Origin of the sequence: Pseudomonas yamanorum (assembly GCF_013386765.1) — a bacterium.
GTDB lineage: Bacteria > Pseudomonadota > Gammaproteobacteria > Pseudomonadales > Pseudomonadaceae > Aquipseudomonas > Aquipseudomonas yamanorum_A.
In genome coordinates this window covers 162,426-183,616 of record NZ_JACARE010000017.1, presented here as the reverse complement: position 1 = coordinate 183,616, position 21,191 = coordinate 162,426, and the positions used below count along the sequence as shown (strand labels likewise).

The window sequence follows — 21,191 nt, the reverse complement described above, 5'->3', positions numbered from 1 at the left end:
ATCACTTGGCGCGATGAAGTTGACGCAGGTTGCCAATCACCGAGGCCAGGGCACGGTCGAACAGCAGCGCATCGTCCAGGGTTCGCACCGCGCCGCGCTTGAACTCCAATGCCAGTTCAACCGGGCTTCTTTCCAGAACCTTGAGGCCGGTTCGATTGACGAAAATACAGGTATTGCCCGGCGCAATAATCGCCGTCAGCTTGCAACGCAGGGTGTTTTCAGCGTCTTCCTGGAACTCGACCCAGCAACCGACCCGCAATTGGCGAGCCTTGAGCAGGTCGGGATCATCTTCCGGCAGGCTCACCGCAATGGCCGGTGCAGCCGGATGGAGGACGAATGCCTCGCGCACCTCGATCGGCGACAACGAAGGTTGTTCGCCGGCATCGCCCCGGAACGATTGAACATGCAGGGTTTGCAACTGGGTGAAAAAATCCCGGGTGATGAAGGGATCAAATGCCGCGCCGCTCAACCCATCCCGCAAGGCCTTGAGCAAGCCCGGTAACTGCTCCAGCAAGTGCCGGCCGGCTTCGGTGTCTTCGTTCAGGCCCACACTCCAGATCAACTCGTCCATGGTGCGCAGCCCGGCTGCCCATTGCGGCGAGTCATCGCCATGTTTCAGGCACGCCAGCAACAGCACCTGGCTCCAGGCTTGCTGCAGGAACTGCACGACGAACGCGGGCAGCATTTTGCCCAGCAACCGCCGATTGAGGGCCTCGGCCACCCGCTGACGGGCGATTTCGGTACGGGCGCGCCCCTCTTCCGCATCGCGGGTGCGTTGTTCCAGCAATTCGCTGCGGCGTCGCTCGTCATGGCTGAACGCGGTGAACTCCGCCAACAGCTGGGAGAAAATCGCCGGGTCATCCACAAAGTCGTTCAACAACCGCTGCACCACCTGCTCGATGTGCAGGTACAGGCTGTCACGCTGATAGTCGTCGCGTCGGCTCCAGCCCATGGCGGCCGCGGCGATTTCATTGAGCAGGCGCCGCGCCGGATGATTGGCGCGGCTGAAAAAGCTCTTGTCCAGTACCGCCACCTTCAGCATCGGAATCTGCAGGCGGGCAATCAACGCCTTGAGGGACTCGGGCACCGTGCCGTCGTTGAGGATGAACTCGAAGAGCATGGCGATCAGGTTGATCACATCCTCGTCAGCATCCTCCACCACCCGCGACTTGCCGCTCTTGACGCTGACTCGGGTCAGCAGCTGTTCAAGCTGGTTGCGCAGGTCGAAATCATCCTCGACCTCGGGCGCGGGCACGTATTGCTGCAAATGGGAGAGCAGGCGCAGCAGGTCGCGGGTGGAAATCGGCTGGGTCTCGGCACTGGCCTCGAGGGTGGGGGCCACACTGCCGCGCACGGCAGACAACAACTCCTGCAGCGCCGCGAAGACTTCCTGCCCACTGTCGTCGGCGGGGTGTTCGGCAACGGGGGGCGCGTCTTCGGGCAACTCAGCGGTGGCGACGGCACGCCGCGATGGCACGGCCTTGAGTTCGGGCAAGACGCCGGTGGCGATCAACAACTGATTGGCTTCGCCGTACAGCAGGTCGGCATCACTGAGGACGTATTTTTCAAACAGCTTGAGAATGATCAGCTTGACCCGGATTTCCACGCCAAGGCTGCGTCCCGCTTGCAGGAAGAACGCGCACAGCATCGCCGGGCCAAGGGGGTTGTCCCGATCGTCCAGCGGGTTGTCGAGCAGCGCGCTCAACCGGGCCGTCAACTGCCCAAGGGCCAGGCCATCACGGCGCAGCACCTTGCCCAGCATGGCCTCAAGGGCGACGGCTTTTTCCAGCTCATCGCCGGAAACACCAGACACCGCGGTGTAGGACACCACCGGAATCAGTTGCAGGTCGCCGCGCTCCACAGTGCCAAGGTTGGCAAACGCCTCGTAGAGCTGCTCCATAAAGCCACGCTCGAAATTCTTGCGCTTGAGGCGCAAGTCGCGCATGGCTTCAAAGAAAATACCGTGGTCGACATTGCTGCGGGTCTTGTCGGCCATTTCGAACAAGGTGTCGTCGGCGTTATCAAACAGTTCCTGCAATCCCTGCCTGAGTTGCTGCGCCGCCTTGTCACGGACCTGAAGCAACACCACCGGCAGGCGGGCAAGCGGCGATGGCGTTGCCCGTGCCTTATTGATCGGCACCACCTTCCCGTCATTGTGCATCCTGGCCTCCTGAAACGGCGGTATTCGATTGTGTGAAAGATCGGTGCAGTCACGGAGCAAACACCCCGGAACACTGCGAAAATCGGGCTATCACTGCGACGTCAAAGCTATGACGCCAATTGCAAGGCGCGAGATTATCTTGCAAATGGGGGTTGTTGCGCCAGCAAACTCTGTGATGGCCGCGCAAATGAGCAGCACAAGCCGCGTCAGGGGTACTTGCTTGCCTTGGGTTCAGGCCCGCCCTGCCCCTATAATCCAGGCACTTTGTTTGTGGAGCCTGTTATGCCCAATCTTCGTCTAGCCGACCTGACCGCCGAAATCGAAGCCAACGTGCGTCGCGCACTGCTGGAAGACATCGGCAGTGGGGATATCACCGCACAACTGATCCCGGCCGAACGCCTGGCCAAGGCCACGATCATTACGCGCGATGCCGCCGTTATCAGCGGCACGGCCTGGGTGGATGCGGTGTTTCGCCAGCTGGACCCCCGCGTTGCGGTGCATTGGCAGGTGCGCGACGGTGAGCGCGTCAGCCCGAACCAGGCGCTGTTTCACCTGGAAGGCCCGGCCCGTTCGCTGCTCAGTGGCGAGCGTTGTGCGCTGAATTTCCTGCAACTGCTGTCAGGCGTTGCCACCCGCGCCCAATATTTGGCGGACTTTGTCGCGTCTACCCAAGTCAAGCTGCTGGACACCCGCAAGACCCTGCCCGGCCTGCGCCTGGCGCAGAAGTACGCGGTGACCTGCGGCGGTTGCCATAACCATCGCATCGGCCTGTATGACGCGTTCCTGATCAAGGAAAACCACATCGCGGCCTGCGGTGGCATTGCCCAGGCCATCAGCGCCGCCCACAAGATCGCCCCGGGCAAGCCGGTGGAAATCGAAGTGGAAAGCCTGGAGGAACTGCGCGAAGCATTGGCGGCGGGCGCCGACATCATCATGCTCGATGAGCTGAGCCTGGATGACATGCGCGAAGCGGTGCGCCTGAACGGCGGCAAGGCCAAGCTGGAGGCCAGCGGCGGAATTAACGAAAGCACCTTGCTGCCCATCGCTGAAACCGGCGTGGACTACATCTCCATCGGAGCGATGACCAAGGATGTGAAGGCGGTGGATTTGTCGATGCGGTTGAGTCTCTGAAACGCCTTTAAATGTAAGCGCATGCTTTTGTGGCGAGGGAGCTTGCTCCCGCTGGGTTGCGAAGCGACCCCAAAAACCTTGGGAGCGCTGCGCACTCCAGCGGGAGCAAGCTCCCTCGCCACATTAAACTTGTGTCAGATCGCGAGATTATTCATCCCGCAATACTCGTTCCAGTCGACACCCAGCACCTCGGCAGCCTCCTTGTGCAACGCCAGGCGCGCCGCCTCGAACGCTTCGGGGGTGGAGGTGTACTTCAGGGTCAATTCCCATGGCTGCAGGCCCTGAGCCTCGGCCTCATCCTCAAATGCCCATTGGATCTGGTCCCTTTGATCATCGGCGCTCAGGTCCTTGATCTCATCCAGCAGTTCCGGCGACTCCGCCACGTACTTTTTGAGGGCTGCTTCGTGCCGCGCTTCCTGGGTCATTTCTTGTGTGGTCATGTCGTTCTCTTAGATCGAGGAATGGGGATGCATCTGGGTCATCAAGGTCGCGCAGATACAAAAGAACAGGCATGAATACCGGTTCGTCTGGCCTTCAGAACCATTCTGGGATCATCTGAAAACTGTGTTGCCTTTTTGCCCGAGACAGGAATCGAACCTGCGACCTTCGCGTTACGAGTGCGCTGCTCTACCGACTGAGCTACACGGGCGGTGGGCTAAAGCTAGCACTGCCTTGGACGTCCGGCAACTCACTGCTTTTCGAGGGCAATCACGCCCTGCACCCAAAAGCGTGGCTGCAGATGACCGTCACTCAGTTTCATATAGTGCTCGCTACGTTGCGTGAGGTGGGGCACGTCACGAGTCGCGACGAACACCAGCAAGCCGATGGCCACGACACTCGCCGCCAGCCAGGTCCTGTAAAACATCGGCGCCGGGGCGACCGGTGGAGTTCGCCACACATGCAATGCCATCAGCCAGCCCACCACCAACGCCAGCCAGAGTTGCGAAACTGGCATCACAATCACCCCGTCCACCATGGACTGGGTCAAAGCCCCCACCAGTGCGCCAAACAGACACAGGCGCAGCAGATCCACGGGCGCCAACGACAACGCACGCTCACGCAACACACCCACCGTTGCCCAACTCGCCCGCGCAACCAACACGATCACACACAGGGCCGACGGTACGCCCCATTCGCTGGCCCACTGCAGGAGCGCCTGGTGAGGATGCGCGGCAATGTCGTTGGCGATGTCGGCGAAATGCATCGGCCCGAAGCCCAGCCATGGCCGCTCAACGATCATGCTCCAGGCCTGCCACCAGATGGGCCCACGCCCCGACAAACTGGTCGTCAGGCGGTCTGCGGCAGCATTGGAAACTTCAATCCCCAGGTAACCTGCCAGCACAGTGAACACCCACCAATACAGCAATAACCCGCAGGCCAGCGCCGCCAACTGCCAGGCCAGCCAGCGCCGCCCCGACGCTCCAAAAAACACCAGCATGGAGCCGGCGATGCCCATACCGAGCCACGTGCCACGGGTGCCGCCAGCGATCGCGATCAGCCACCAGGCACAGAGCAGCGCAAACACCATTGCCCGCGCTGTACGCGAGGTAGTTGAAATCAGCAAGGGAAGTGCCAACAGCGGCAGGGTGAAGGTCTGGAATTGCCCATAAAAGCGCTTATTGGAAAACCCCGAAAGCAGCAGATCCGGGTCCAATACCGCTGCACCGCTGGAAAACGCGAGGATGCCAGCATGCAGATACTGAATACTTTTGATCAGGCACAGCAACAATACGAACAGGATCAACACGCGATCCAGGGACTCATCCCCCTTGCGCCTGACCCGGCTGAAAGTAACGGCAATGGCGCAACAACTGATTGCCAGCGCCAGCTCGGTCAAGGCCCAGACCGGCTGATGGGCCAATACGGCAGAAGCCAGGCCCATCACCCCAATCAGTAACACTCCGACGGCTGTCGGCCTATCGACGCATCGGTCTGCCCGCGGCGAGCACAGCCCATACACCACGGCACACACCGCCACCGATATCTGCACCACACGTTGCCAGTCGTGACTGCTGAAAGGCGCGCAAATAGCCAGGGTCAGCAAACACATCACCACGACGAGGAATGTGCTCCCCCGCTGCTGGACAGACAACGTCATCGGCAACCTCTACTTCCTTGTGGCGGATGTGGAGCGGTTTACGCACGCGCTCTCCATTGTTGGCTAAACAGTAGACGACCTTGCGATCATGCACCGCCGGAGGCACACCCTTTGGCAGCGTATTGATCTTCTGCCGTGGTGACGCACTTCCAGCCGGTTGTGGCGCTGCGGGTCAAGGTGATGCTCTTGCTCAGGACCGGTGCGGGTGCATCGAGGATTTCGCAGGCAATGGTGCCGGCACCGGTGGCGACATCGCCGGTCACGTCAATCTTGCAGTTGGCGGTGGGGCTGGTCCCGCCAATCAACGCCAGGGTCGGCGGCGTACCTTGGTTCAGCGTGTCTTCAAAGCCCGCCTTCAACGCGGAGATTTCAGCCAGCCCGGCAGTGAACTTGGCCTTGGCCTGGTGCTTGGTGTACATGGGCAGGCCGATGGTGGCCAAAATGCCGATGATCGCCACGACGATCAACAATTCGATCAAGGTAAAGCCTTTCTGACGCATCACATTCACTCTCCAGAATAAAACCTGTCGCAAGGTGCATCCTGCACCCCGTCTCGGTAACCGCGCCAGTGTACTCATCCCCGCGCAGCCAATCCTGTACAAGACGCACAAACTGACATTTTTTCGCTCAAGACGCCCAGGCCCCAATCCGTCACCTGACTAAGCTATAAAACTTCCACTGTCGGCGTGCGGAACTGCGAAATGAATGATGTTTCAGCGATCTATGCCTGGGAAGGCGTCAACCGCAAAGGGCACAAAGTATCTGGAGAAACCAGTGGCCATAATCCTGCATTGATCAAGGCCCTGTTACGCCAGCAAGGGATCAGCCCCGGGCGGGTGCGGAAAAAATTCAGGGGTTGGCCGAGCCTAGCAGCTCCGGTCAAATCGACAGAGATCGCCCTCTTCACCCGCCAGTTGGCAACGCTGCTAAAGGCCGGCATTGCACTGTTGCAGGCGCTGGACATCATTACCGAAGGGGTCGAAAACCGGCACATGCGGGCACTGGTACAAGGTTTGAAAAAGGAGATCGCCGCCGGCAGCAGCCTGGCAGCCGCGCTGCAAAAACAGCCACGCTACTTCGATGAGCTGTACTGCAATCTGATCGCAGCAGGCGAGCAGGCGGGCGCGCTCGAAGCACTGCTGGAACGGGTCGCCATTCACCTGGAAAAAAGCCAGCAGCTGAAAGCCAAAATCAAGAAAGCCATGACCTATCCCATCACGGTGCTGGCAGTCGCCACCGTCGTCAGCGCGATCTTGCTGATACACGTCGTGCCGCAGTTCCAAAGCCTGTTTGCCGGCGTCGATGCGCCACTGCCGGGCTTTACCCTGGGCGTCATCAGCCTGTCGGAGTTCATCCAGCAAAACGGGTGGGTGCTGATGCTGGCCGCAGGAACCAGTTTCATCGGGTTGCGCAAAGCCTATGGTGCATCCACGGGCTTTCGCTACTGGCTCGATGCCAGTTTGTTGAAAGCCCCCGTGGCAGGCACACTGCTGAAAAAATCGGCGGTCGCCCGTTACGCCCGTACGCTCTCCACCACCTTTGCTGCCGGTGTGCCGTTGGTGCAAGCACTGGACTCAGTGGCCGGCGCCACGGGCAATGGGCTGTTCAAACAGGCAATCAATCGCATGCGGCACGACGTATCAACCGGAACCCAATTGAATGAATCCATGGCCACAAGCGGTCTGTTTCCTGGCATGGCGATCCAGATGACCGCTATCGGCGAGGAGTCGGGCACCCTCGACACCATGCTGGAAAAAGTCGCCAGCCACTACGAAGCCGACGTCGACAATCTGGTGGACAACCTCACCAGCCTGATGGAACCGCTGATCATGGTGGTACTCGGGGGCATCGTCGGGGCCTTGGTACTCGCCATGTACCTGCCGATCTTCCTGCTCGGTACTGCCTTTTGAGCACGCCATTGACTGAAATCCTGGTTTATCAGCCATGGGTGTTCGTATCGGCTGCGCTGGTGCTGGGCCTGATTGTCGGCAGTTTTCTCAACGTGCTGGTATGGCGCCTGCCGAAGATGCTGGAGCGCGAGTGGCGAGCCCAGGCCCATGAAGTCCTTGGCCTGCCCGCCGAGCCGGTGGCCGCCCCCTACAACCTGATGCGGCCCAACTCCTGCTGCCCCCACTGCAACCACCCGATTCGGCCCTGGGAGAATATCCCGCTGCTCAGCTACCTGCTGCTCAAGGGGCGGTGCTCGAGCTGCCATCAACCGATCGGCGCGCGCTATCCGTTCACCGAGTTGGCATGTGGATTGATCTCGGCGGTTGTCGCCTGGCATTTCGGCTTTGGCTGGGAGGCCGGCGCAGTGCTGGTATTGAGCTGGGGCCTGCTGGCAATGAGCCTGATCGACGTAGACCACCAACTGCTGCCGGACGCACTGATACTGCCATTGCTGTGGCTGGGATTGATCCTCAACAGCTTCGGCGCTTTTGTGTCGTTGCCCGATGCGTTATGGGGCGCGGTAGCCGGTTACATGAGCCTGTGGTCGGTTTTCTGGCTGTTCAAGCTGATCACCGGCAAGGACGGTATGGGGTACGGTGATTTCAAGCTGCTGGCAATGCTCGGTGCCTGGGGCGGCTGGCAAATCCTGCCGATGACGCTGCTGCTGTCATCCATGGTGGGCGTGATGGGTGGCCTGATTCTATTGCGCCTGCGCAAAGCCCAAGCCTCCACGCCAATGCCTTTTGGTCCGTATCTGGCAATTGCCGGCTGGATTGCATTGCTCTGGGGTGGTCAAATAACCGACTTCTATTTGCAGTCTGTCGGTTTCAGATGACCACTTCTGTTGCAACACCCTGGATTCTTGGCCTCACTGGCGGCATCGGCAGTGGCAAAAGCGCGGCAGCCGAACACTTCGTGCGGCTTGGCGTGGACTTGATTGACGCCGACCACGCCGCGCGCTGGGTCGTCGAACCCGGGCGCCCTGCCCTGGTGCAGATTGCCGCGCATTTCGGTGAGGGCGTGCTGCAACCTGACGGGCAACTGGACCGCGGGGCGTTGCGCAAGCTGATCTTTGAAGTACCCAACGAACGCCGTTGGCTGGAGGCGTTGCTGCACCCGTTGATCAACGAGGAGATTCGCAGCCATCTGGCCCGCGCACAATCGCCTTACGCGATCCTGGTGTCACCGTTGCTGATCGAGTCCGGCCAGTACACCATGACCCAGCGCGTACTGGTGATCGACGTGCCGCAATCGTTGCAGATTCAGCGTACCCTGCAGCGCGATGGCATCAGCGAAGAGCAGGTGCAGGCGATTCTCAAGGCCCAGGCCACCCGTGAAGACCGCCTGCGCCATGCCGATGACGTGCTGGTCAACGACCAGGACCTGGCCCGGCTGCATGCCGAGGTCGAGCGACTGCACCACTTTTACCTTACTTTGCGTGGAGGCCGATCATGAGCCAACCCTTGACCGTCGAATGCCCAACCTGCGGCGCGCCCGTGGAATGGAAAGCGACCAACCCCAACCGCCCGTTCTGCTCGGACCGTTGCAAACTGATCGACCTGGGCGCCTGGGCGTCGGAAGAACACAAGATTCCGGTCAGCCCGGACGCCGAGGACGAACTGTTCTCCGAAGACTTTCAGCCCAAACACTAAGGCCGCATAAAGCCATAGTCCTGCTGGTCGTCGAGATTCTCTGCAAGGTATTGCAGCTCGTCGGCCAGGTCTTCAAAACTGCGTACGCCCTTGCTCTGCTGCACCACCGCGCTGAGCATGGCGCGCAGGGTCAAGCCCGGGTCAAAGCCGATTTCCTGCGCCGCGTCCTGGCTTCTACGTAACTCCTGCCGTGCCCACTCATACACACTCATGATTCCGTGCTCCTGGAAATTTTGCAGAGCATGCGACCACTCACGTGTACAGGATTTGACCTGGATCAAGGCCGTGGATCGTCGTCCTTCCAGGGCGCCGAGAGGTAGCGGGTGCGGTTGAATGTCTCCAGCCACTCAGGGCAAAACACCACCAGGGCGCTGATCACCATGCCGTTGATAAAGGCCTCGGGGAAAATGATCAGCCACAGGTAGCCGACGAAATCCTCGATCCACTCCGGCATCGCGAAACGGCCGTCGAACCATAGCAACCCCAGGCCAACCAGCAGGCACAGCAACGCCGACAGCGCGGCGGCGAAAAAGCCCGAACAGAAGATATACACAAAGGGATTACGCGGTTTCGCCCGTTCCACCAGCAGCGCACAGCCTTCGGTGACCAGCACCGGCAACAGGATCAACAGCATGCCGTTGATGCCCACGGCGGCCAGGTCCTGGCGACCGAGCAACACCAGGCCCAACTGCGCGGCAAACCCGCCGACGATGGCCAGGGGCCAATCGAGCAACAAGGTCACGGCAGTCATGCCGATGAAGTGGTAGGACACACCGGTGTCGAAATCCCGGCGCACTAACCACAACATAAACAGCGCAAACACGGTACCAAACAGTAAATGCTGGCGCCGCCGGTCGGCAAACAGTTCGACCCACGGCGAACGCAGGAGCGCCCACATCACTACCGGCGCATACAGCAGCCAGCCGATGCTGAGGGTTTCCGGCGCCAGCACCGCTGCGCTGATCACGGCTGCACCTGCTCCAGGGCCTGGCGCAGTTCAGCGGCGGAAGCGTATTCGTGCTGCGCCACCAGCGTGCCGTGGTTCAGTTGCAGCCACAGGACTTTATCCACAGGCGCCGGATAGCGCGGCGTTATGCGCGCATCGCGGTCCAGCATGACGCGATAGTTGTAGGCCTGCATCGCCGGCACCGCGAACAGCTTCGCAATCAGCCGGGGCATACGCTGGATATCCGCGAGAAACACGGTATGCCGCGCCTCCAGATAACCCTTGGGGTGGCCTTGCAACGCCGCATCGACGATTTTGGCCGCGTCCATGCTGCGGGCGACGAGCAGGGTTTGCGCCTGGTCATCCAGGGTGTAGGCCTGGTCGAACTGGTCAAGCAACGTCCAGGGTGCAACACGCTCACCGACCTCGACGGCCTGGGCCCACAAGGGCAGAAGACTCAAGAACAGCACCACAAAAAACTTCACTGCACGCACCTCTCAGCACGGGAAACGGTCGAGCGGCCAGTCTACACCGACCTTTTGACGCGGGACTTCCTGCGGTCATCATTTGGACGCTAAGCTGGTGACATGGATGACTCAGATTATTTGCGCCTGCTCACCGTAGCGGCCGAACAAGCCAATGCGTTCCTGTCCAATGCCCGCAAATGGGAGCGTGAGCGTTGGGTCTGCCAGCGCCTTTTGCAAGGTTTGAACGTGCCCTACCGTGCCGAAGAATTCCACGCCGCCGGGCAAGAGCCGCCGGATGTGTTGTTTCGCGACGCCAGTTTCGAGGTGTTTTTCGTACTCGACGAAGGCCGGCGCCTGAACGACGAGTGGCGCGACGAACTGCTGCGTCGACGCAGTGCCTTTTCCCTGAGCCAACTGGTTCGGCGCGAAGCCAAGCCGCGGCGCATTCCCGCCCACGAATTCCTGCTGCGCCTGGCACCCACCCTGCGCAAGAAGGCTCATAACTATAAGGAGCGCGGGATGGACCTGGGGGAGCTGGACCTGATCGCCTTCGCCAGTCTCAAGCGCGAAGTGCTGGACCTCAACAGCCATTTTCCACCGCCCACCGAGTACCTGCGCCAGGGCTGGCGCTCGTTGTCCCTGGTCGGCCCGACATTTGCCCGCGTATTGTTTGCTCATCCGGACGCTCCGGACTTCTTGCGCAACAATCTGGGGCGCAGCATAGTGTTCGATGTGGGCATCAGCCTGTGATCGGGTTGGCGACTATGCTTCCTGCAATGCCGCCAATCACACGACTGTAACGTGGCGCCCTTTAGCAACGTCTACCTGACGAGGCCTTTATGACCAGCCGCCTGAACCCCGACGACCAACAGCATGTCGAAGAGTACCTGCAACTGTCCCAGAACCAAGTCGAGCGCAAGCCTTTCCGGCCCTGGCTGCTCCTTGCCGTGGTGCTGGTTGCAGTGATCGGCATGGGTTTGCTGAGCCGCCTTTTGAGTTACCTGACGCTATGAGCTGCCTTGCGCTCGCACGGGTAACCGCACCGATTTCTTTTAGCCTTGCGAGATATCCCCATGACCCATCGTATTATTATCGTCGGCGGCGGCGCCGGCGGCCTGGAGTTGGCTACCCGCCTGGGTAAGACTCTGGGCAAGCGCGGCACCGCCAGCATCACGCTGGTGGACGCCAACCTTACCCATATCTGGAAACCCTTGCTCCACGAGGTGGCGGCCGGTTCGCTGAACTCTTCGGAAGATGAACTCAATTATGTTGCCCAGGCCAAATGGAACCACTTCGAGTTCCAGCTGGGGCGCATGAGCGGGCTTGATCGCGAGCAGAAAAAAATCCAGCTGGCCGCCACCCTCGACGAAGAAGGTCGGGAACTGGTGCCTGCACGCGTGCTGGGCTACGACAGCCTGGTGATCGCGGTCGGCAGCACCACCAATGACTTCGGCACCGAGGGCGCAGCACAGCACTGCCTGTTCCTCGACACCCGCAAACAGGCCGAGCGTTTCCACCAGCAGTTGCTCAACCACTATCTGCGGGCCCATGCCGGGCAAACGGATGTGGTGGAGCAGATCAGCGTCGCCATCGTCGGTGCCGGTGCTACCGGGGTCGAGCTGGCCGCCGAGCTGCATAACGCGGCCCATGAACTGGCGGCCTACGGCCTGGACAAGATCAAACCGGAAAACATGCACATCACCCTGATCGAAGCCGGCCCACGGGTGCTACCTGCCCTGCCGGAGCGTATCGGCGGGCCGGTGCACAAAACCCTGGAGAAACTTGGGGTGACCGTACTGACCAACTCCGCCGTGAGCGAGGTGACTGCCGACGCCCTGATCACCAGCAGCGGCCAGGTGATTCCCGCCAGCCTCAAGGTCTGGGCCGCCGGGATTCGCGCACCAGGGTTCCTCAAGGATATCGACGGCCTGGAAACCAACCGTATCAACCAGCTGCAAGTGCTGCCGACCCTGCAAACCACTCGCGACGAGAACATCTTCGCCTTTGGTGACTGCGCGGCCTGTCCGCAACCTGGCACCGATCGCAACGTGCCGCCACGGGCCCAGGCAGCTCACCAGCAGGCGTCCTTGCTGGCCAAGTCGCTGAAACTGCGGATCGAGGGCAAGGACCTGCCGTCGTACAAGTACACCGACTACGGTTCGCTGATCTCACTGTCGCGTTTTTCGGCGGTGGGTAACTTGATGGGCAACCTGACGGGCAGCGTGATGCTGGAAGGCTGGCTGGCGCGGATGTTCTATGTGTCGCTGTACCGCATGCACCAGATGGCGCTGTATGGCTTCTTCCGCACGGCGATGCTGATGCTGGGGAGCAAGATTGGGCGAGGGACCGAGCCGCGCCTTAAATTGCACTGATAACACGGCCCCGGATGGGGCGCGGTTAGTGTGGGAGCGGGCTTGCTCGCGAAAGCGGTGGTTCAGTGCCAGATGTACTGACTGACACACCGCTTTCGCGAGCAAGCCCGCTCCCACATTTTTTTGTGGTGAACCCAGGATTTTCGCGGGCAAAAAAAATCCCCGTATCTTTCGATACGAGGATTTTTAATATGGTCGGGGTAAGGGGATTCGAACTCCTGACATCCTGCTCCCAAAGCAGGCGCGCTACCGGACTGCGCTATACCCCGGTAAAAAAAAGGCGACCTTTCAGTCGCCTTCTTCGATCAGCGCTTTTGGCCTCTGATCTTAAGATTCGATTCCAGCGTTAACTGGTCTCAAAAATGGTGGGTCGTGTGGGATTCGAACCTACGACCAATTGGTTAAAAGCCAACTGCTCTACCAACTGAGCTAACGACCCAAATATGGTCGGGGTAAGGGGATTCGAACTCCTGACATCCTGCTCCCAAAGCAGGCGCGCTACCGGACTGCGCTATACCCCGGTTTGAAATTGGCTCCGTGACCAGGACTCGAACCTGGGACCCAATGATTAACAGTCATTTGCTCTACCGACTGAGCTATCACGGAACTACATATTTCAAAGTGTTACGTTGTTGCTTGTTACCTTCTCTTCGACGCTTCCGTATCGCTACGTTAGTGCCTCTGAGGCGCGCTATTCTACAATCTTAAAAACCTCTGTCAACCCTTTAAATTGCTTTTAAGACAAGGATTTGCGCTTCTTTCTGATTTCTCCTTGGGGAGAAGAAACCGTTGGGCTGACGTTGCTGCGGGGCGCACTTTACAAGCCTTTGCCTTACAGTTCAACGCCCTATCGAAAAAAAAGGCCCCGCAATGCGGGGCCTCTTCTTATAGCACTACAGCCTGGACTCAGTGGAAGACGATTTCGTCGTTCTCCACCGTAGCCTCGACGCTGGTGCCCGGCATAAAGCTGCCCGACAGGATCAGCTGTGCCAACGGGTTCTCGATCCAGCGCTGGATAGCACGCTTCAACGGCCGTGCACCATACACCGGGTCGTAACCAACGGCGATCAGCTTGTCCAACGCCTCGCGGCTCAGTTCCAGCGACAACTCGCGCTCCGCCAGACGGCTGCGCAGGCGGCCCAACTGGATCTCAGTGATGCCCGCGATCTGATCCCGAGCCAAAGGCTCGAAGATCACCACTTCATCGACCCGGTTGATGAACTCCGGCCGGAAGTGGCTGGTCAGCGCGTCCATCACGGCTGCACGCTGGGCTTCACGATCACCCACCAGTTCCTGGATCTGTACCGAGCCCAGGTTGGAGGTCATGACGATCACCGTATTACGGAAATCCACGGTACGCCCGTGGCTGTCCGTCAGCCGGCCATCTTCCAGCACTTGCAGCAACACGTTGAACACATCCGGGTGGGCCTTCTCGACCTCGTCCAGGAGGATCACCGAGTAAGGCTTGCGCCGCACTGCCTCGGTCAGGTAACCGCCCTCCTCGTACCCTACATAGCCTGGTGGCGCTCCGATCAGGCGAGCCACGGAATGTTTCTCCATGAACTCGGACATATCGATCCGTACCATGGCCTCTTCGGTATCGAAGAGGAACTCGGCCAAGGCCTTGCACAGTTCGGTCTTACCCACGCCGGTCGGGCCGAGGAACATGAACGAGCCGCTCGGACGGTTCGGGTCGGACAACCCGGCCCGGGAACGCCGTACCGCGTTGGACACCGCGACAACCGCCTCTTCCTGGCCGATGACGCGCTGGTGCAACAGGCTTTCCATCTTCAACAGCTTGTCGCGCTCGCCTTCGAGCATTTTCGACACAGGGATACCGGTCCACTTCGAGACGACTTCGGCGATTTCTTCCTCGGTCACCTTGCTGCGCAGCAATTGGTTCTCAGGCTTGCCGTGCTGGTCGACCATCTGCAGGCTGCGCTCCAGGTCCGGGATCACCCCGTACTGCAACTCGGCCATGCGGTTCAGGTCGCCTTTACGTCGCGCCGCTTCCAACTCCTGGCGGGACTGCTCGATCTTTTGCTGGATCTGCGCCGAACCCTGCACTTCGGCTTTTTCCGAGGTCCAGATTTCTTCGAGGTCCGAATACTCGCGTTCCAGACGAACAATTTCTTCCTGAAGTTTTTCCAGGCGTTTCTTCGCCGGCTCATCCTCTTCTTTCTTCAGGGCCTGGGATTCAACTTTCAGTTGAATCAGGCGCCGATCCAGACGATCCAGGACTTCGGGCTTCGAATCGATCTCCATCCGAATACGGCTGGCCGCTTCGTCGATCAGGTCGATGGCCTTGTCCGGCAACTGACGATCAGTGATGTAGCGATGGCTCAATTTCGCCGCCGCAATGATCGCGCCGTCGGTGATTGCGACTTTATGGTGAACCTCGTACCGCTCTTTCAGGCCACGCAGGATCGCGATGGTGTCTTCTTCGCTCGGTTCTTCCACCAGCACTTTCTGGAAGCGTCGCTCGAGGGCCGCATCCTTCTCGATGTACTGGCGATATTCATTCAGCGTGGTCGCACCGACGCAATGCAACTCACCACGAGCCAGTGCTGGCTTGAGCATGTTGCCCGCGTCCATCGAACCTTCGCCTTTGCCGGCGCCGACCATGGTGTGCAGTTCGTCGATAAACAGAATGATCTGCCCTTCCTGCTTCGACAGTTCATTCAGCAGGGACTTGAGGCGTTCTTCGAACTCGCCACGGAACTTGGCGCCGGCAATCAGCGACCCCATATCCAGCGACAACAGGCGCTTGCCTTTAAGGCCATCCGGCACTTCACCATTAATGATGCGCTGGGCCAGGCCTTCGGCAATCGCGGTTTTACCCACGCCAGGCTCGCCGATCAATACCGGGTTGTTCTTGGTGCGGCGCTGCAGGACCTGAATGGTGCGACGAATTTCATCGTCACGGCCGATCACCGGATCGAGCTTGCCTTCTTCGGCGCGCTTGGTCAGGTCGACGGTGTATTTGTCCAGGGCCTGGCGGGACTCCTCGTGGTTAGGGTCATTTACCGCTTCGCCGCCACGCAAATTGTTGATGGCATTTTCCAGGGCTTTCTTGCTCACGCCCTGGCCCAGCAACAATTTACCGAGCTTGCTGTTGTCGTCCATCGCGGCGAGCAACACCACTTCACTGGAGATGAACTGGTCACCCTTCTGCTGGGCCAGGCGGTCGGCCTGGTTCAACAGGCGCGCCAGGTCCTGGGACATGTTCACGTCGCCAGTTGGATTTTGGATTTTCGGCAGTTGGTCGAGCTCTTTGCTCAACTCCTTGCGCAGGCTGTTGACGTCAAAGCCCACCTGCATCAGCAAGGGTTTGATGGAACCGCCTTGCTGCTCAAGGAGCGCTTGCATCAAGTGCGCAGGCTCGATGGCCGGATGGTCCAGGCCAACCGCCAGAGATTGGGCGTCAGATAAAGCCAACTGCAATTTGCTGGTTAAACGATCAATACGCATTAGTCACCTTCCTTTTGAGCAGGCCGGAGCTATGAACAAACACATCCTGAATGAAGAAACCTGCCAGATACCCCTATAGATGGGGTGGATTCTGCAAGATTCAAGCAGCCTATTGCTGACTTGCGTCAGGATTGACCCAAGTCAAGAGAGTCTAGCGTTCGAGCCAGATAAGGGAGGCAAACCGACCGGTGCGCGGGCTGCGACGGTAGGAATAGAAACGGGGATCGGTCACGGTACAGAAGCCGCCACCGTACACAGCTGTGACTCCGCGGGCTGCGAGGCGCAGGCGGGCCAGCTGATAAATGTCGGCCATGAACTTGCCCGTATTCTGACTGGGGACAAACGCCGCAATCGTTTCCGGAAGTTGCTGCACAAAGGCTTCCCGCACTTCCGGGCCGACTTCAAAGGCTTGCGGACCAATGGCAGGGCCTAGCCAGACCAGTACTTCGCCAGGTTCGGTATCCAGGCTTTCAAACGCTGCTTCCAATACACCGGCAGCCAGGCCACGCCAACCGGCATGGGCTGCCGCAACGCGGGTGCCCGCGCGGTTGCAGAAGAGCGCAGGCAGGCAATCGGCAGTCATTGATGTACAGGCGATGCCAGGGGTGCTGGTCCAACTGCCATCTGCTTCGGCAGTCCGACCGGGATCGGCCTCAACCACAACGACACCGTGAACCTGACGCAGCCAGGCCGGCTGGATATTGAAGGCATCGGTGAGGCGACGGCGATTTTCAAGAACGGCCTCGAGGTTGTCCTCGACATGATCGCCAAGATTGAGGCTGTCGAACGGCGCCACACTGACGCCGCCCGCACGGGTGGTAACACAGGCTTTCACCCCTGCCGGCGCGGGCCAGTCAGGAATCAGCCAGTCACTCATCCGATAAACGCCTCGCGATCCTGCTTGAGCAGCGACAACAACCAGACAAAATCGTCTGGAAGTGGCGATTCCCAGCTCATCCGCTTACCGCTCGTCGGATGATCCAGCTCCAGGAAGCGTGCATGCAGTGCCTGGCGCGGGAAGGTTTTCAGCGAATCGACCATGGTTGCACTGGCCGCCGGCGGAATACGGAAGCGACCACCGTAGGCCGGATCTCCGACCAACGGGAAGTTGATGTGCGCCATGTGCACCCGAATCTGGTGGGTACGACCGGTTTCCAGCTTCACCCGCACGTGAGTGTGGGAGCGGAAACGTTCGAGCACACGGTAGTGGCTGACAGCCTGTTTGCCGCCTTCCATCACCGCCATGCGCTGGCGCTGCTGGCCGTGGCGACCGATCGGGGCATTGATTTTGCCACCAGCGGTTACCACGCCGATCACGATGCATTCGTAGATCCGGCTGACACTGCGGCTCTGCAGTTGTGTGACCAGCTGCGTCTGCGCCTGAATGGTCTTGGCCACCACCATAAGGCCGGTGGTGTCCTTGTCCAGGCGGTGCACGATGCCGCAGCGCGGGACATTGATGATGTCCGGCACGTGGTGCAGCAAGGCATTGAGCAGCGTGCCATCAGCGTGCCCGGCGGCCGGGTGAACCACCAGGCCTGCGGGTTTATTGATCACCAGGATGTCGTCGTCTTCGTAGACGATGTCCAGTTCAATGTCCTGGGCGATCCATTCTCCCTGGGCTTCCTGCTCGGCAGTCAGCTCAAGAATCGCACCACCATGGACTATGTCTCGCGGGCGGATAACCGCTCCATCCACAGTCAGGCGGCCGTCTTTGATCCAGGCGGAAAGGCGCGAGCGCGAGTGCTCAGCGAATAATTGTGCGGCGACTTGATCGAGGCGTTGGCCGCCCAATTCGGACGGCACCTCTGCGCGAAGTTCAATTTTATCGGACATGCTCAGACTAGGCGTGGCACAGCCTTTGGTTTCGGCTGCGCGCTTGTGGTTAAATACGGCGTCTTTTGCCCCGAGGCTTTCCAAGGGGCGCTCATCATAACAGGACGGCCCCGCCCAAGACAGCGGCCGTCATAGGGACGCAAGCCGCCATGCAAGTGAAACACCTGCTGCTGATCGCCATCCTCGCCATGACTGCTGCTTGCTCGTCAACAAAGGAAGTCGTCGACGAAAACCTGAGCGAGGTCGAGCTGTACCAACAAGCTCAGACCGACCTGAACAACCACAGCTACACCAGCGCCACGGCAAAGCTGAAGGCACTGGAGTCGCGGTATCCGTTCGGGCGCTACGCCGACCAGGCCCAGCTTGAGCTGATCTACGCCAACTACAAGAACGCCGAGCCGGAAGCTGCCAAGTCCGCCGCCGAGCGTTTTATCCGCCTGCACCCGCAACACCCGAACGTAGACTACGCCTACTACCTCAAGGGCCTGACTTCGTTTGACCAGGACGTCGGCCTGCTGGCGCGCTTCCTGCCGCTGGACATGACCAAGCGTGACCCGGGCGCTGCCCGCGACTCCTACAACGAGTTCGCCCAACTGACCAGCCGCTACCCCAACAGCCGCTACGCGCCGGACGCCAAGCAGCGCATGATCTACCTGCGCAACCTGCTGGCTTCCTACGAGATCCACGTAGCCCACTACTACCTGACCCGCCAGGCGTATGTCGCCGCTGCGAACCGTGGCCGCTATGTCGTGGAAAACTTCCAGGAAACCCCGTCCGTGGGTGACGGCCTGGCCGTGATGACCGAGGCTTACCAGCGCCTGCACCTGGACGCCCTGGCGGCCACCAGCCTGGAAACCCTGAAGCTCAACTACCCGGACCACCCAAGCCTGAAGGACGGCCAGTTCGTACCTCAGGTAGCCGAAGCCGACAACCGTTCGTGGTTGAGCAAGTACACCCTGGGCCTGATCGAATCCCGTCCACCGCTGCCTCCGGGTGAAACCCGCGCCAACCAGGACATCATCAAGCAATACCAGGACGCCAAGGATTCGATTCCATCGGACCTCAAGCCCCGTGACGAAAACGGCGACATCATCGAAGAGCAAGGGCCTCAAGCCCTGGGCAACAACGAAGACCGCTCGTGGTTCAGCTACATGACGTTCGGTATCTTTGACTGATCGTTCGCCGCGACGCAAAAAGGGAGCTCTTCGGAGCTCCCTTTTTTATTGCGCAGCATTATTGCGCTGTGCGCCTGCCACGTCCTTGGCTAAACTGGCGCATTCCTTGTCGAGAAGCTGCCCACCATGGTTCGTCTACTGTTCTGGATTGCCGTTATTGCTGCCGCGGTATGGTTTTGGCGCAAATTCAAAAGCCCGGCCGCCAAACAGCAGCGGCCCAGCGAACCCGGCACCATCCAGATGGTGCGTTGCGCCCACTGCGGCCTTCACCTGCCGCAGGACCGGGCCTTGAGCCAGCGCCAGGAGTGGTATTGCACCCAGGCGCACCTGGAGCAAGGGCCGAAGGCTATCCAGCGTTGATTCGGCCTGCCGGCGCGTACGGTGCCGGATCAATGATCGGCTGACGCTCCAGCAACAAATCGGCGAACAACTGGCAGGACGCCGGCGCCAGCACCAGGCCATTGCGGTAATGCCCGCAGTTGAGCCACAGCCCCTCAAACCCGGATACTTTGCCAATATAGGGAATGCCTTCCGGCGACCCTGGCCTCAAGCCGGCCCAATGCCCAACCACTTCGGCATCGGCCAGGGCCGGAATCAACTCGACGGCCGAGGCTTTCAGGCTTTCCAGCGCGGAAACGGTAGGCGTCTTGTCGAAACCCTCATGCTCCAGTGTGCTGCCGATCAGAATATGCCCATCGCGCCGGGGAATCGCATAACGGCCCTTGGCCAGGACCATGCACGACAAAAAGTCCGACGCGCACTTGTACAGGATCATCTGGCCCTTGACCGGCTCCACGGGTAACTCCAACCCCAGGCTACCGAGCAACTCACCGCTCCAGGCGCCGGCGGCGAGCACTACCTGATCACCACGGATCGGCCCAAACGCCGTGTTCACTCCAACGACCTTCCCGCCTTCCTGAATAAACCCATCAACCGCGCACTGCTCGTGAATCGTCACGCCTGGCAAGGCCAACAAGGCCGCCTTGAGGGATTTGACCAGTCGCGGATTACGCACATTGGCCACATCCGCCATATAGATCGCCTGGGAAAACCCGGCGCCCAGTACCGGCACCGCGTCATGGGCCGCTGAAACATCCACCTTGCTCAGCGGGCGTCCTTCGCGGGCCGCCCAGGCAAGCGCCTCGGCCTCATCGTCCAGGTCCAGCCAGTACAGGCCCGTGGTGTGAACCTCCGGATCAACGCCAGTCGCGGCGAACAGGCGCTGTGCCAGTTGCGGGTAGAAGTCCTGGGACCAGTGCGCCAGGGCCGTCACCGCCGGGCTGTAGCGCCACGGATAGAGTGGGGAAACAATGCCGCCGCCTGCCCACGAAGACTCCTGCCCGACCGCCGAACGATCCAGCAGCACAACCGCCTGCCCCTGGGTCGCCAGGTTGAACGCTGTCAACAAGCCGATGACCCCACCACCCACAACCACTACTTGCTGTTGCTTAGCCATTGTTCGATCCAGCCGATAAAAAGAAAAAGGCACGCCCGGCGCCCAATCGTCCAGCTTCCTCATCATTGCCCCCAACACGCCTTGCCCGTCATATCAGGCGCGGCGCCCGGATTGCTTCGCGCACCGGTACTGCTCAGGCTGAAGGCGGCACAGGGATCACCCGCCATCACCGAGTCAATCGCCGGCGTGGCAAGCAGAACGAAATCCTGAGGGTTCAATGCAGGGGTGATTCTATAGCGATCATTGCCGGCGATGACGCCAGTCGCATCAATAAAAGTACCGTTCCTCGCGTAATAACGCTCAAGGTACTGGGCTTGCTCAGTCAGCAACCCGGCAATTTCCGCGCGATAGACCTTTTTCATATGGCTGGCGTACCCGGGATAGGCGACGCCGGCCAGGAGACCGATGATCGCCACGGCGATCAATAATTCGATCAGGGTGAAGCCTGTGCAATCCTTGCTCATCGTGCTGCTCAC

At 60.1% G+C, this 21,191-nt stretch carries 22 protein-coding genes and 5 tRNA genes; 10 read left to right on the top strand and 17 right to left on the bottom strand.

Annotated elements, in window-relative coordinates; genetic code table 11:
• Position 1: 1 nt before the first annotated feature.
• The gene (locus HX875_RS12340) at positions 2 to 2,161 is read right to left on the bottom strand and encodes a DUF1631 domain-containing protein (protein ID WP_177043396.1); all 2,160 of its coding nucleotides are present in this window, start codon (positions 2,159 to 2,161) and stop codon (positions 2 to 4) included.
• A gap of 282 nt (positions 2,162 to 2,443) precedes the next feature.
• On the opposite strand from HX875_RS12340, the gene nadC reads away from it, so the two are divergent.
• On the top strand, positions 2,444 to 3,292 hold the full coding sequence (gene nadC / locus HX875_RS12335; RefSeq protein WP_177043395.1) for a carboxylating nicotinate-nucleotide diphosphorylase: 849 nt from the start codon (positions 2,444 to 2,446) through the stop codon (positions 3,290 to 3,292).
• A gap of 134 nt (positions 3,293 to 3,426) precedes the next feature.
• Here nadC and HX875_RS12330 read toward each other — a convergent pair whose 3' ends face one another.
• From HX875_RS12330 to HX875_RS12315, 4 genes are all read right to left on the bottom strand, one after another.
• Positions 3,427 to 3,732 (bottom strand): DUF6388 family protein, encoded by a 306-nt coding sequence (locus tag HX875_RS12330; protein WP_008437299.1) that lies wholly within the window; start codon positions 3,730 to 3,732, stop codon positions 3,427 to 3,429.
• A 136-nt stretch (positions 3,733 to 3,868) separates the two neighbouring features.
• Positions 3,869 to 3,941 (bottom strand) — tRNA-Thr (locus HX875_RS12325).
• Positions 3,942 to 3,980: 39 nt separating this feature from the next.
• Complete coding sequence (locus HX875_RS12320) at positions 3,981 to 5,390, bottom strand: O-antigen ligase family protein (protein WP_177043394.1); 1,410 nt, start codon at positions 5,388 to 5,390, stop codon at positions 3,981 to 3,983.
• 86 nt (positions 5,391 to 5,476) lie between these two features.
• Entirely contained in the window at positions 5,477 to 5,890 is a 414-nt protein-coding gene (locus HX875_RS12315) for a pilin (RefSeq protein ID WP_177043515.1), read from the bottom strand.
• Positions 5,891 to 6,091: 201 nt separating this feature from the next.
• Here HX875_RS12315 and HX875_RS12310 point away from each other — a divergent pair, with 201 nt between their 5' ends.
• Genes HX875_RS12310 through yacG form a run of 4 tightly spaced genes read left to right on the top strand, consistent with a single transcriptional unit; the run spans position 6,092 to position 8,992 of the window.
• A complete protein-coding gene (locus HX875_RS12310) occupies positions 6,092 to 7,300 on the top strand; it encodes a type II secretion system F family protein (RefSeq protein WP_177043393.1) in 1,209 nt (402 codons plus the stop codon).
• Positions 7,297 to 8,175, top strand: coding sequence for a prepilin peptidase (locus tag HX875_RS12305; protein WP_371321478.1), 879 nt, complete (start codon positions 7,297 to 7,299; stop codon positions 8,173 to 8,175). Before HX875_RS12310 ends, HX875_RS12305 begins: the two co-directional genes overlap by 4 nt.
• Positions 8,172 to 8,795 (top strand): dephospho-CoA kinase, encoded by a 624-nt coding sequence (coaE, locus tag HX875_RS12300; protein ID WP_177043391.1) that lies wholly within the window; start codon positions 8,172 to 8,174, stop codon positions 8,793 to 8,795. Before HX875_RS12305 ends, coaE begins: the two co-directional genes overlap by 4 nt.
• Entirely contained in the window at positions 8,792 to 8,992 is a 201-nt protein-coding gene (gene yacG, locus HX875_RS12295; protein ID WP_010174995.1) for a DNA gyrase inhibitor YacG, read from the top strand. The genes coaE and yacG overlap by 4 nt, the downstream gene beginning before the upstream one ends.
• On the opposite strand, the gene HX875_RS12290 is transcribed toward yacG, so the two are convergent.
• The 3 genes from HX875_RS12290 to HX875_RS12280 all read right to left on the bottom strand — a co-directional run bounded on the left by HX875_RS12290 (position 8,989) and on the right by HX875_RS12280 (position 10,423).
• Positions 8,989 to 9,204, bottom strand: coding sequence for a hypothetical protein (locus HX875_RS12290; RefSeq protein WP_003215917.1), 216 nt, complete (start codon positions 9,202 to 9,204; stop codon positions 8,989 to 8,991). The genes yacG and HX875_RS12290 overlap by 4 nt on opposite strands.
• A 65-nt stretch (positions 9,205 to 9,269) precedes the next feature.
• Complete coding sequence (locus HX875_RS12285) at positions 9,270 to 9,959, bottom strand: energy-coupling factor ABC transporter permease (protein ID WP_177043390.1); 690 nt, start codon at positions 9,957 to 9,959, stop codon at positions 9,270 to 9,272.
• Positions 9,956 to 10,423, bottom strand: coding sequence for an FAD/FMN-containing dehydrogenase (locus tag HX875_RS12280; RefSeq protein ID WP_177043389.1), 468 nt, complete (start codon positions 10,421 to 10,423; stop codon positions 9,956 to 9,958). Before HX875_RS12280 ends, HX875_RS12285 begins: the two co-directional genes overlap by 4 nt.
• A 102-nt stretch (positions 10,424 to 10,525) precedes the next feature.
• On the opposite strand from HX875_RS12280, the gene HX875_RS12275 reads away from it, so the two are divergent.
• From HX875_RS12275 to HX875_RS12265, 3 genes are all read left to right on the top strand, one after another.
• Complete coding sequence (locus HX875_RS12275) at positions 10,526 to 11,155, top strand: DUF1780 domain-containing protein (RefSeq protein ID WP_008437312.1); 630 nt, start codon at positions 10,526 to 10,528, stop codon at positions 11,153 to 11,155.
• An 89-nt stretch (positions 11,156 to 11,244) separates the two neighbouring features.
• Positions 11,245 to 11,418, top strand: a complete 174-nt coding sequence (locus HX875_RS12270) for a DUF3094 family protein (protein ID WP_177043388.1) — start codon at positions 11,245 to 11,247, stop codon at positions 11,416 to 11,418.
• Between the two features lie 60 nt (positions 11,419 to 11,478).
• A complete protein-coding gene (locus HX875_RS12265; protein WP_177043387.1) occupies positions 11,479 to 12,777 on the top strand; it encodes an NAD(P)/FAD-dependent oxidoreductase in 1,299 nt (432 codons plus the stop codon).
• 192 nt (positions 12,778 to 12,969) lie between these two features.
• Here the strand turns inward: HX875_RS12265 and HX875_RS12260 are convergent.
• The 7 genes from HX875_RS12260 to rluD all read right to left on the bottom strand — a co-directional run bounded on the left by HX875_RS12260 (position 12,970) and on the right by rluD (position 18,084).
• Positions 12,970 to 13,046 (bottom strand) — tRNA-Pro (locus HX875_RS12260).
• A 94-nt stretch (positions 13,047 to 13,140) separates the two neighbouring features.
• A tRNA-Lys gene (locus HX875_RS12255) sits at positions 13,141 to 13,216 on the bottom strand.
• Positions 13,217 to 13,221: 5 nt separating this feature from the next.
• A tRNA-Pro gene (locus tag HX875_RS12250) sits at positions 13,222 to 13,298 on the bottom strand.
• Between the two features lie 9 nt (positions 13,299 to 13,307).
• Positions 13,308 to 13,383: transfer RNA gene (locus HX875_RS12245), tRNA-Asn, on the bottom strand.
• 300 nt (positions 13,384 to 13,683) lie between these two features.
• Entirely contained in the window at positions 13,684 to 16,248 is a 2,565-nt protein-coding gene (clpB, locus tag HX875_RS12240; RefSeq protein ID WP_169386332.1) for an ATP-dependent chaperone ClpB, read from the bottom strand.
• Between the two features lie 151 nt (positions 16,249 to 16,399).
• Complete coding sequence (gene pgeF / locus HX875_RS12235; protein ID WP_177043386.1) at positions 16,400 to 17,125, bottom strand: peptidoglycan editing factor PgeF; 726 nt, start codon at positions 17,123 to 17,125, stop codon at positions 16,400 to 16,402.
• Positions 17,122 to 18,084, bottom strand: coding sequence for a 23S rRNA pseudouridine(1911/1915/1917) synthase RluD (rluD, locus tag HX875_RS12230; RefSeq protein WP_003215899.1), 963 nt, complete (start codon positions 18,082 to 18,084; stop codon positions 17,122 to 17,124). The genes pgeF and rluD overlap by 4 nt, the downstream gene beginning before the upstream one ends.
• A gap of 149 nt (positions 18,085 to 18,233) precedes the next feature.
• On the opposite strand from rluD, the gene HX875_RS12225 reads away from it, so the two are divergent.
• A complete protein-coding gene (locus HX875_RS12225) occupies positions 18,234 to 19,259 on the top strand; it encodes an outer membrane protein assembly factor BamD (protein WP_008432851.1) in 1,026 nt (341 codons plus the stop codon).
• Between the two features lie 126 nt (positions 19,260 to 19,385).
• Positions 19,386 to 19,619 carry a PP0621 family protein gene (locus HX875_RS12220; protein WP_177043385.1) on the top strand — a complete coding sequence of 78 codons (234 nt, stop codon included), beginning with the start codon at positions 19,386 to 19,388 and terminating at the stop codon, positions 19,617 to 19,619.
• Here HX875_RS12220 and thiO read toward each other — a convergent pair.
• Both thiO and HX875_RS12210 read right to left on the bottom strand, forming a co-directional pair.
• On the bottom strand, positions 19,606 to 20,715 hold the full coding sequence (gene thiO, locus HX875_RS12215; RefSeq protein WP_177043384.1) for a glycine oxidase ThiO: 1,110 nt from the start codon (positions 20,713 to 20,715) through the stop codon (positions 19,606 to 19,608). The genes HX875_RS12220 and thiO overlap by 14 nt on opposite strands.
• A 62-nt stretch (positions 20,716 to 20,777) precedes the next feature.
• Positions 20,778 to 21,179, bottom strand: coding sequence for a type IV pilin protein (locus tag HX875_RS12210; RefSeq protein ID WP_177043383.1), 402 nt, complete (start codon positions 21,177 to 21,179; stop codon positions 20,778 to 20,780).
• Positions 21,180 to 21,191: the final 12 nt, after the last annotated feature.

Coding starts and splice junctions, on each gene's coding strand:
- HX875_RS12340 (WP_177043396.1), bottom strand. CDS start 2,161: ATGCACAATGACGGGAAGGTGGTGCCGATCAATAAGGCACGGGCAACG.
- nadC (WP_177043395.1), top strand. CDS start 2,444: ATGCCCAATCTTCGTCTAGCCGACCTGACCGCCGAAATCGAAGCCAAC.
- HX875_RS12330 (WP_008437299.1), bottom strand. CDS start 3,732: ATGACCACACAAGAAATGACCCAGGAAGCGCGGCACGAAGCAGCCCTC.
- HX875_RS12320 (WP_177043394.1), bottom strand. CDS start 5,390: ATGACGTTGTCTGTCCAGCAGCGGGGGAGCACATTCCTCGTCGTGGTG.
- HX875_RS12315 (WP_177043515.1), bottom strand. CDS start 5,890: ATGCGTCAGAAAGGCTTTACCTTGATCGAATTGTTGATCGTCGTGGCG.
- HX875_RS12310 (WP_177043393.1), top strand. CDS start 6,092: ATGAATGATGTTTCAGCGATCTATGCCTGGGAAGGCGTCAACCGCAAA.
- coaE (WP_177043391.1), top strand. CDS start 8,172: ATGACCACTTCTGTTGCAACACCCTGGATTCTTGGCCTCACTGGCGGC.
- yacG (WP_010174995.1), top strand. CDS start 8,792: ATGAGCCAACCCTTGACCGTCGAATGCCCAACCTGCGGCGCGCCCGTG.
- HX875_RS12290 (WP_003215917.1), bottom strand. CDS start 9,204: ATGAGTGTGTATGAGTGGGCACGGCAGGAGTTACGTAGAAGCCAGGAC.
- HX875_RS12275 (WP_008437312.1), top strand. CDS start 10,526: ATGGATGACTCAGATTATTTGCGCCTGCTCACCGTAGCGGCCGAACAA.
- HX875_RS12270 (WP_177043388.1), top strand. CDS start 11,245: ATGACCAGCCGCCTGAACCCCGACGACCAACAGCATGTCGAAGAGTAC.
- HX875_RS12265 (WP_177043387.1), top strand. CDS start 11,479: ATGACCCATCGTATTATTATCGTCGGCGGCGGCGCCGGCGGCCTGGAG.
- clpB (WP_169386332.1), bottom strand. CDS start 16,248: ATGCGTATTGATCGTTTAACCAGCAAATTGCAGTTGGCTTTATCTGAC.
- pgeF (WP_177043386.1), bottom strand. CDS start 17,125: ATGAGTGACTGGCTGATTCCTGACTGGCCCGCGCCGGCAGGGGTGAAA.
- rluD (WP_003215899.1), bottom strand. CDS start 18,084: ATGTCCGATAAAATTGAACTTCGCGCAGAGGTGCCGTCCGAATTGGGC.
- HX875_RS12225 (WP_008432851.1), top strand. CDS start 18,234: ATGCAAGTGAAACACCTGCTGCTGATCGCCATCCTCGCCATGACTGCT.
- HX875_RS12220 (WP_177043385.1), top strand. CDS start 19,386: ATGGTTCGTCTACTGTTCTGGATTGCCGTTATTGCTGCCGCGGTATGG.
- thiO (WP_177043384.1), bottom strand. CDS start 20,715: ATGGCTAAGCAACAGCAAGTAGTGGTTGTGGGTGGTGGGGTCATCGGC.
- HX875_RS12210 (WP_177043383.1), bottom strand. CDS start 21,179: ATGAGCAAGGATTGCACAGGCTTCACCCTGATCGAATTATTGATCGCC.